Annotated in this window: 6 protein-coding genes; all 6 read left to right on the forward strand. The window is 62.9% G+C overall.

What is annotated here, in order from left to right; translation table 11 throughout:
- Nucleotides 1-40 precede the first annotated feature (40 nt).
- The gene (locus tag JWP26_RS15175; RefSeq protein WP_299729362.1) at nucleotides 41-1,021 is read left to right on the forward strand and encodes a heparan-alpha-glucosaminide N-acetyltransferase; all 981 of its coding nucleotides are present in this window, start codon (nucleotides 41-43) and stop codon (nucleotides 1,019-1,021) included.
- A gap of 199 nt (nucleotides 1,022-1,220) precedes the next feature.
- The gene (locus JWP26_RS15180; protein ID WP_299729378.1) at nucleotides 1,221-3,047 is read left to right on the forward strand and encodes an ABC transporter ATP-binding protein; all 1,827 of its coding nucleotides are present in this window, start codon (nucleotides 1,221-1,223) and stop codon (nucleotides 3,045-3,047) included.
- A complete protein-coding gene (locus tag JWP26_RS15185) occupies nucleotides 3,044-4,942 on the forward strand; it encodes an ABC transporter ATP-binding protein (protein WP_299729365.1) in 1,899 nt (632 codons plus the stop codon). Before JWP26_RS15180 ends, JWP26_RS15185 begins: the two co-directional genes overlap by 4 nt.
- A gap of 246 nt (nucleotides 4,943-5,188) precedes the next feature.
- Nucleotides 5,189-6,490: a hypothetical protein gene (locus tag JWP26_RS15190; RefSeq protein ID WP_299729368.1), complete on the forward strand. Its 1,302-nt coding sequence runs from the start codon at nucleotides 5,189-5,191 to the stop codon at nucleotides 6,488-6,490.
- A gap of 88 nt (nucleotides 6,491-6,578) precedes the next feature.
- Nucleotides 6,579-7,316 carry a TSUP family transporter gene (locus tag JWP26_RS15195; protein WP_299729371.1) on the forward strand — a complete coding sequence of 246 codons (738 nt, stop codon included), beginning with the start codon at nucleotides 6,579-6,581 and terminating at the stop codon, nucleotides 7,314-7,316.
- Nucleotides 7,317-7,356: 40 nt separating this feature from the next.
- Nucleotides 7,357-8,093 (forward strand): LysR family transcriptional regulator (locus JWP26_RS15200; RefSeq protein ID WP_299729375.1); only part of this gene is annotated, 737 nt, incomplete at its 3' end.

Raw genomic sequence — 8,093 nt, forward strand, 5'->3', positions numbered from 1 at the left:
TGGTGCGGCCGTATCGAGATGCCGGAAGGTTCGCCGCGCCATGACTGAGCTTTCCGCCCCCCGCCCGCGCTTTGCCGTGCTCGATATCGCTCGCGGCATCGCCATCATCGCCATGGCGATCTACCATTTCTGCTGGGACTTGGCCTATTTCCGCTTCATCGACGCCGATGTCGGCTACGGGCTGGGCTGGGTGATCTTTGGCCGGTTGGTGCTGACGGCCTTCCTGCTGCTGGTCGGCATCGGCCTGGTCCTCGCGCATGGCCGGGGCATTCGCTGGCCCTCGTTCTGGCGCCGCGAAGCCATGGTGGCGGGCGCCGCGGTGATCATTACGATCGCCACCTATTTCGCCTTCCCCGACAGTTTCGTCTATTTCGGCGTGCTGCATGCCATTGCGCTCACGAGTCTGTTGGCGCTGCCCTTCCTGCGCGCGCCGCTGGCTCTGGTGGTGGCGGTCGCCGCCGTGGTCATCCTGCTCCCGGCAATCTATTCCGATCCGTTTTTCGACCTGAAGCAAACCTCCTGGATCGGTTTCTGGGTCAAGGCGCCGCCGACCAATGACCTGGTCTCGGTGTTTCCCTGGCTCGGCATAGTGCTGCTTGGGGTGATCGGGGCGCGACTGGTGCTGGGCTCCGGCGCGGCAGGACGACTCGCCGCCATCCAGCCGGATAACTGGATGACGCGCGTTCTGTCGAAAATGGGCCGCTGGAGCCTGATCATTTATCTGGTGCATCAGCCGATCCTGCTCGGCATTCTGTTTCCATTGGCGGGGATGCTGCATCCCGAAGTGGCGGCGCGCGAAAGCCAGTTCCTGGCTTCGTGCCATTCCACCTGCGAGGAAGGCGGCACCACGCCCCAGCTTTGCGTCACCTATTGCCAGTGTGGGCTCAAGGGCGTCGCCGACAACGATTTATGGAATGCCGTCTATACCGGCATGGTCACTGCCGCAGAGCAATCCAAGCTCGATGAAACCACGCGCCAGTGCTCGGCACTAATTTATCCTGTTGCACCATCGGCACAGTAGTTTGCGCTGTCACAAAATATCGATAATCGAGGGCCGTTAGCCTCAATTAGGTCTTGAACAGCCTAAAAAATGGGCTTTGTATACGTCCATACGCGATTTGCCCGAACAGGGGCCGGTTTCTCCGACTCCCCTCGCCCGGGCGCCCCAATTGTTGAAGTCTGGATTTCCCGTGACCACCGAAAAGGTTGGCCGTGCGTATCTGCGCGGCGACTCCCGAGCCCATGTTGCCGATGCCCATGTGGGTAAAGGCCAAAAGCCGCTGCTCCGCATCACCCTCTATTCGCTGCGCCATCCTTGGCAGGCCTCCATCGCGATCGGGGCGACGATTATTGCCTCGGTACTGCAATTGATGATCCCGCGCCTGTTGGGGCACGCGGTCGACCAGGCCCAGGGCATTTTGAGCACCGGCGCCGAGGGCGCCCAACAGGCGCTGCTGTGGAGCGCCATGATCCTGCTCGGTGTGTCGGTGGCGCGCGGGTTTTTCACGCTGGCGCAGAACTATTATTCGGAAGCCGTCGGCCATCAGGTCGGCTACGAATTGCGGCTCGCCTTTTATGACAAGGTGCAGCGGCTGTCCTATTCCTACCACGACAAGGTCCATACGGGTGACCTGATCACTATGGGCCTGCTCGATCTCGACGGCGTGCGCATGTTCTTTTCCACCGGCCTCGTGCGTACGGTCTTGCTGACCGTGTTGATCGGCGTCGGCGCGTTCATGCTGCTCTCGACCGACTGGTTGCTGGGGCTGCTGGCGCTGAGCTTCGTGCCCTTCGTCGCGTGGCGCTCCTCGGTCGCGCAACTGACCTTGCGCGCGACCTGGGTCACCCTGCAGGACAAGCTCTCCGCCATGACCCGCGTCATGGAAGAAAATCTCGGCGGTATCCGCGTGGTCCGGGCCTTCTCGGCGCAGAAGTTCGAGCTGGCCAAGTTCGACCGTGCCTCCAAGGAGGCGCTGGAGCTGTCGCATGACCGCGTCAATATTCGCGTGCGCAACACCTCGGCCATGACCTTCTCGTTCTTTACGGCCATGGGCCTGGTGCTGTGGTTCGGCGGCAACAAGGTGATTGCCGGTGATATGAGCGTGGGCACGCTCGCCTCGTTCCTGACCTTTATGACCATCCTGCAGATGCCGGTGCGCCAGCTCGGCCTGATGGTCAATTCCTTCGCCCGCGCTTCGACTTGCGGCGACCGCCTGTTTGCCTTCCTCGACGAGCCGCTAGCCATCGAGGACGCGCCGGGCGTGCCCGACCTCAAGGTGACCAAGGGCACGCTCAAGTTCGAGGACGTGCACTTCACCTATCCGGGCGCCAATCACCCGACGCTTGACGGCGTCAGTTTCGAGGCCAAGGCCGGCCAGACCGTGGGTATTGTGGGTGCACCGGGCAGCGGCAAGTCGACGCTCGCCCATCTGATCCCGCGCTTTTACGATGTCAGCGGCGGCAAGATCACCATCGATGGCCAGGACGTCAGCCAAGTGTCGCTGCAATCGCTGCGTCGCTCGGTCGCCGTGGTGCAGCAGGACTCGTTCCTGTTCACCACCACGATCGAGAACAACATCGCCTATGGCGATCCGTGGTCCAAGGAAACCAAGATCGAAAAGGCGGCCGAAAGCGCGCAATTGCACAATTACATCATGGGCTTGCCGGCGGACTACGACACCGTGGTGGGCGAGCGCGGCGTCTCGCTCTCGGGCGGTCAGCGCCAGCGCCTGTCCATCGCGCGCAGCCTGGTACTGAAGCCTGCAATCATGGTGTTCGATGACTCGACCGCCGCCATCGATGCGGGCACCGAGCATCGCATCCGCAGCGCGATGCGCCGCTATGCCAGCAACCGGGTGACGCTGATCATCTCCCACCGGCTGAGTTCGCTGATGCACGCTGACACCATCCTGTTCCTTGATGACGGCAAGATCGTCGAGCGCGGCAGCCACGAGGAATTGTTGGCCAAGGGCGGTCGCTACAGCGCGCTCTATGACCTGCAGACCCGTCCGACCGAGGACCTCGAAATCGGGAGCGCCGCACAATGAGCGCCATCGAAGAAGACGAACGCGACGTCGCCAGTTTTCCCGGCCAGCGCCCGCCGCGCGCCAGCGTCGGCTCGCACCGCATCGAGGAAGAGGTCTTCGGCAAGGCCTATGATCCCAAGACGGTGCGCCGCATCTGGGCGTTCGTGCGGCCGTACCGGACCAAGATCTATCTGTCGGTGATTTCCGTGCTGGTGTTTACTGCCACGCAATTGGCGATCCCGCTGATCATCGGCCGCGCCATCGATACCGGCATGGTCAAGGGCGGCGATGCGACCCATCTGCTCTGGGCGGTCGGCGCCTTTGCGGTGGCGGTCCTTGTCAACTTCGGCGCTTCCTACGTGCAGGAGACCCAGGTGGGCGCGGTGGCCGAGAACGTGCTGTTCGACATGCGCCGCGCTATGTTCGCCCAGCTCCAGCGCGTCTCGCTCAGTTTCATGGACAAGACCGAAGTCGGCCGCCTGATGAGCCGGCTGCAGGGCGACGTCAATTCCATGCAGGAATTCCTCGAAACCTCGGTCCTGTCGGTCGGCGATATCGTGCTGCTGGTCGGCATTGTGGTGGTGTTGCTGACGCTGGATTTCCGGCTTGGGCTGCTGACGCTCTCCACCATGCCGGTGTTGTTTATCGTGCGCATTTTCTGGCTGCCGCCCGCTAAGCGCGCCTTCTGGGCGGCGCATGAGACCAATTCGATCACCGCCGGCGCCATGGCTGAAGGTATCAATGGCGTGCGCACGGTGCAGAACCTGGATCGCCAGAAGGTCAATTTCGACCTCTATGACGACAAGGCCTATAACAACCTTTTGACCCAGTTGACCGGCTCGCGCTTTGCCCAGGTCATGGTGCCGATCGTCGATAGCCTGACCGGCGCGGCCATGGCCATCGTGGTGGTTGTGGGCGGCTCGCTGGTGCTCAATGGCGGGCTGGAAATCGGCGTCATCGTGACGTTCCTGTTCTATATCCAGCGCTTTTTCGACCCGATCCGCTCGCTGACCATGCAGTATTCCATCATGCAGCGCGCCATGACCTCGGGCCGCCGCATCACCGAAGTGCTCGATATTCCGGCCTCGATCAACGACAAGCCCGACGCCGTGGTGCTGACCCGCGACATGGATGGCTCGGTCGAGTTCAAGGACGTCGTGTTCGGCTATAGCGCCGACCGGCCGGTGCTCAAGCATGTGAGTTTCAAGGTCAAGCCGGGCGAGACCGTCGCGCTGGTCGGCCCGACCGGTTCGGGCAAGACGAGCGCCATGTCACTGGTGCATCGCTTCTACGAAGTGCAATCCGGCGCCGTGCTGGTGGGTGGGCACGACGTGCGCGACATCACCCAGGAATCGCTGGGCGAACAGGTTGCCATGGTGTTGCAGGAGCCGTTCCTGTTCACCGGCAGCGTGTTCGACAATATCCGCTACAACAAGGCCTCCGCGACGCTGGATGACGTGATTGCGGCCGCCAAGGCGGTGGGCGCGCACGAGTTCATTTCACGCCTGCCGGGCGGCTATGACAGCGTTCTGGAACAGCGTGGCTCAAACCTGTCGCTGGGGCAGCGCCAATTGCTGAGCTTTGCCCGCGCGCTGGTTGCCGATGCCAAAATCTTGGTGCTGGACGAGGCCACGGCCAATATCGACAGCTATACCGAGCGGCAAATCCAGAAGGCGCTGCTGATCCTGCTCGAAGGGCGCACCGGCATGGTCATCGCCCATCGGCTGGCCACCATTCGCGGCGCGGACCGTATCATCGTGCTGCAGAATGGCGAGCTGATCGAGACCGGCAACCACGATGAGCTGATGGATCTGAACGGGCTCTACGCCAAGCTGTATAATATGAACTATTCGTCGTTCGACGATATTCCCGACGAAATGATCGCCGGGAGCGGGCCGAAGGCGGCGTCGACCTAGGGGCGTTTTGCTGGCTCCGAGTGCTGGGCCACCCTCACCCCCGACCCTTCCCCACAAGGGGAAGGAGACCCTCCCAATCTTCGTACCACGCCATCCTGGCCAGCGTTTCCATCGTCTCCCTCCCCCTTGTGGGGAGGGGACAGGGGTGGGGGGACGTTTGGCCCATGCCATCCGTTAGCTCCCGTTCCATTCAGCCCCCGTTCAACGTCAGCTGCTAGGGTCGCGCCAAATCAGCCCAGGTGATCTATGCGCATATCCGTCTCCGTTCTCGCTCTGCTTGCCCTGACCACCCCCGGCTTTGCTGCCGAGGCGATCACATACAAAGGTACGCTCAATGGCGCACCGATCGTGGTGGAGCTGACCGACCCGGCCGATGGCCCGGTGGTGGGGCGCTATAGCTATATCGAGCACGGTGTCGATATTCCGCTGCAGGCGGCCGAAGGCGCGACCGGCCAAATCGCCCTGACCGAAGAGGCGCCCTGTGCGCCGGGTCTCTGCCCGGTGGATGACGATTACAACGTTACCGCCTGGCCGGTGGCGGCAACCTGGACGCTGTCGATTGCGGTCGATGGGAGCATAACCGGCACGTGGCAGCCTCAGGGCAAGTCCAAGACACTGGCCATTGACCTGCAAAAAGCCGGCCAGCGCACCTTGCCCGATGGCACCGAACACACCCCCAATGGCCTGCCCGATAGCGCCGACGCGCTGTTCTACTCTGCTGACGCGGAATTGTCGGAGCAGACCGACCCTTATGACGTCATCAAGCTGGCCATACCGTTGAGCGAAGGGCCCCTCGAGACGCTCGACGGTTCGCACTTCCGCTACGTCACCGACCCGCGCACCAAGTTCGCTTTTCCGCGCCTGGTCGATCTGGTCGATGGCAGCGATGTCAGTGCTGCCAACTTGGCCCTGACCAGCGCACATGCCGGTATCAGCCTGGGCGCCTTGGATTGCCTGTCGCAGATCTATGCCGGCTTTGGCGGGCGCGACGACATGCTCGACATGGGCATCGGCACGCTGGCGGGCTATGACGACGAAACTGTCATCATGACCTATCTGTCGCCGACGCTCACCACCTGGACGGAATCGGGCAGCACCTGGTGCGCCGGCGCCTATCCCAACAATCACGACAATGTCTTCATGATCGACACCGGGACCGGCGAGCCCCTGGCCCTTGCCCGTGTGTTCAAGGACTGGGTCGCCGTGAGCAACACCACCGATTACACGGCGCCGGTCGACCAGGCCACGGCACTGGCGGCGCCGCAGGACTATACCTGGCAGGCGGGACAGACACTGATCGACTACGTTATCGCCCACAAGACCACCGATGATGCCGCCTCCGAAGACGATTGCGGCATCAATGATCTGATCGCCAGCAATCTGGGCGTCCGCTTCCTGCCGGGCGACAAGGTGGTGTTCGATCTCGAGGGGCTGCCGCACGCCATCCTTGCCTGTGGCGAGGATTTGCTGACGGTCAAGCTGGCCGATATCCCCGAACTGCTGGCTCCGACGGCCGCCGAGGTGTTCCCCTCGCTCGCCAAGAAATAGGCGCTCTCCGGCATGGCCTCATGCCGGATCGCCACTGGCGCCACCGTCATCCAGAGTTCACAAGACCTCCAGAATTGACGGGGGAATCATGAGTATCTGGATCGGTTTGGCCATGCTGATGGCGGTGTTCACCACCTCCGCCATCTCGGGCGTTTTCGGCATGGCGGGCGGCTTGATCCTCTTGGCGCTGCTGCTGATCATCCTGCCGGTGGGCACCGCCATCGCCGTGCAGGGCGTGATCCAGATCGTCGCCAATGGCTCGCGCGCTATCCTGTCGCGCAAGTTCATCGACTGGCGCATTCTGGGCACCATGATGCTGGGGCTGGCGACAGCGGGCGTGATCCTATGGATCGTCCGCTATACGCCGGCACTCGCCACCGTCTATGTCGCGGTCGGACTGATGCCGATCCTGGTGTGGATTCCGGCATCTTGGCTGCAACTCGATGCCGCCAAGCCCGTGCATGCCTTCGTCTGCGGCTTTGTCGGCGGCGGGCTCAACCTGACGGTGGGCGTTTCCGGACCCTCGATTGATATCTTCTTCATCCGCACCACGCTGGATCGCCGCACCGTGGTGGCCACCAAGGCGGCGATGCAGGTGCTGTCCCATATCGCCAAGGTAGTGTTCTACTGGCAGGCCACCATGGTTCTGACCTCGATTGAATGGGGCGCCGTCGCGCTGGCCGCACCCTTCGCCATCGCCGGCACCAGCGCCGGCTATTGGGTGCTCCAGCGCATGAACGACGTCAATTTCCGCGTCTGGATGCGCTGGATCGTCACGGGCATAGGCCTTTATTATCTGGTGCAGGGCATCTTGCTGCTGATCTAGCGGCATCTTGTCGTTATGGTGCGCCATCTGGGGAGATGGCATGCATAGTTTCGACAGCGTCACCGCGCGCTTGATTTTGCTCTTGGCGGAAACCGGCTCGATCGGCCGCGCCGCCGAGCGCGAGGGCATTGCGTCCTCCGCCGTCAGCCGGCGCGTCTCGGACCTCGAAAGCCGGCTCGGCGTGGTGCTGTTCGATCGCTCCGCCCAGGGCGTGCGGCTGACCAGCGCTGGGCAGGCCTATGCCGAAGCCTGCCGCAGCGTGTTGCGCGCCATCGCCGACCTCGACGCAGTGATGGTGGATTTCGGTAACGGCCAGCGCGGCAGCCTGCGCTTGGCCTGCACCAGCTCCGCCCTGACCGGCCGATTGCCCGAATTGCTGGCACGTTTCGCCAAGGCGCACAGCGCCATCGTGCTGGAAATTCAGGAGATGAGCGCCGCCAGGGCGCTGCTGGCGCTGGACGAGGGACGGGCCGATATCGCCATCGTTTCCGACAATTACGATTTTGCACGGTTCGAGATCAAACCCTTCGAGGACGACCGGGTCTGGGTGGTGGCGCCGCCCGATCATCCGCTGGCCAAGGTGATCGAGCCGCGCAAGGACATCGCCTTTGATGCGGTGATCGTCCACGACATTGTGGGCATCCACCATGCCGGCTCGCTCGACCGGCTGTTGATCGAGGCGGCCAACAGGGCCGGCAAGCCTTTGGGCGAAACCGTGCGGGTCGAAAGCTTTCCGGCCCTGGTGCGCATGGTGGAGGCCGGCTTCGGCATCGGCTT

It is taken from the genome of Devosia sp., assembly GCF_028290435.1.
In the GTDB taxonomy this organism is placed as follows: domain Bacteria; phylum Pseudomonadota; class Alphaproteobacteria; order Rhizobiales; family Devosiaceae; genus Devosia.

Coding starts and splice junctions, on each gene's coding strand:
- JWP26_RS15175 (WP_299729362.1), top strand. CDS start 41: ATGACTGAGCTTTCCGCCCCCCGCCCGCGCTTTGCCGTGCTCGATATC.
- JWP26_RS15195 (WP_299729371.1), top strand. CDS start 6,579: ATGAGTATCTGGATCGGTTTGGCCATGCTGATGGCGGTGTTCACCACC.
- JWP26_RS15185 (WP_299729365.1), top strand. CDS start 3,044: ATGAGCGCCATCGAAGAAGACGAACGCGACGTCGCCAGTTTTCCCGGC.
- JWP26_RS15190 (WP_299729368.1), top strand. CDS start 5,189: ATGCGCATATCCGTCTCCGTTCTCGCTCTGCTTGCCCTGACCACCCCC.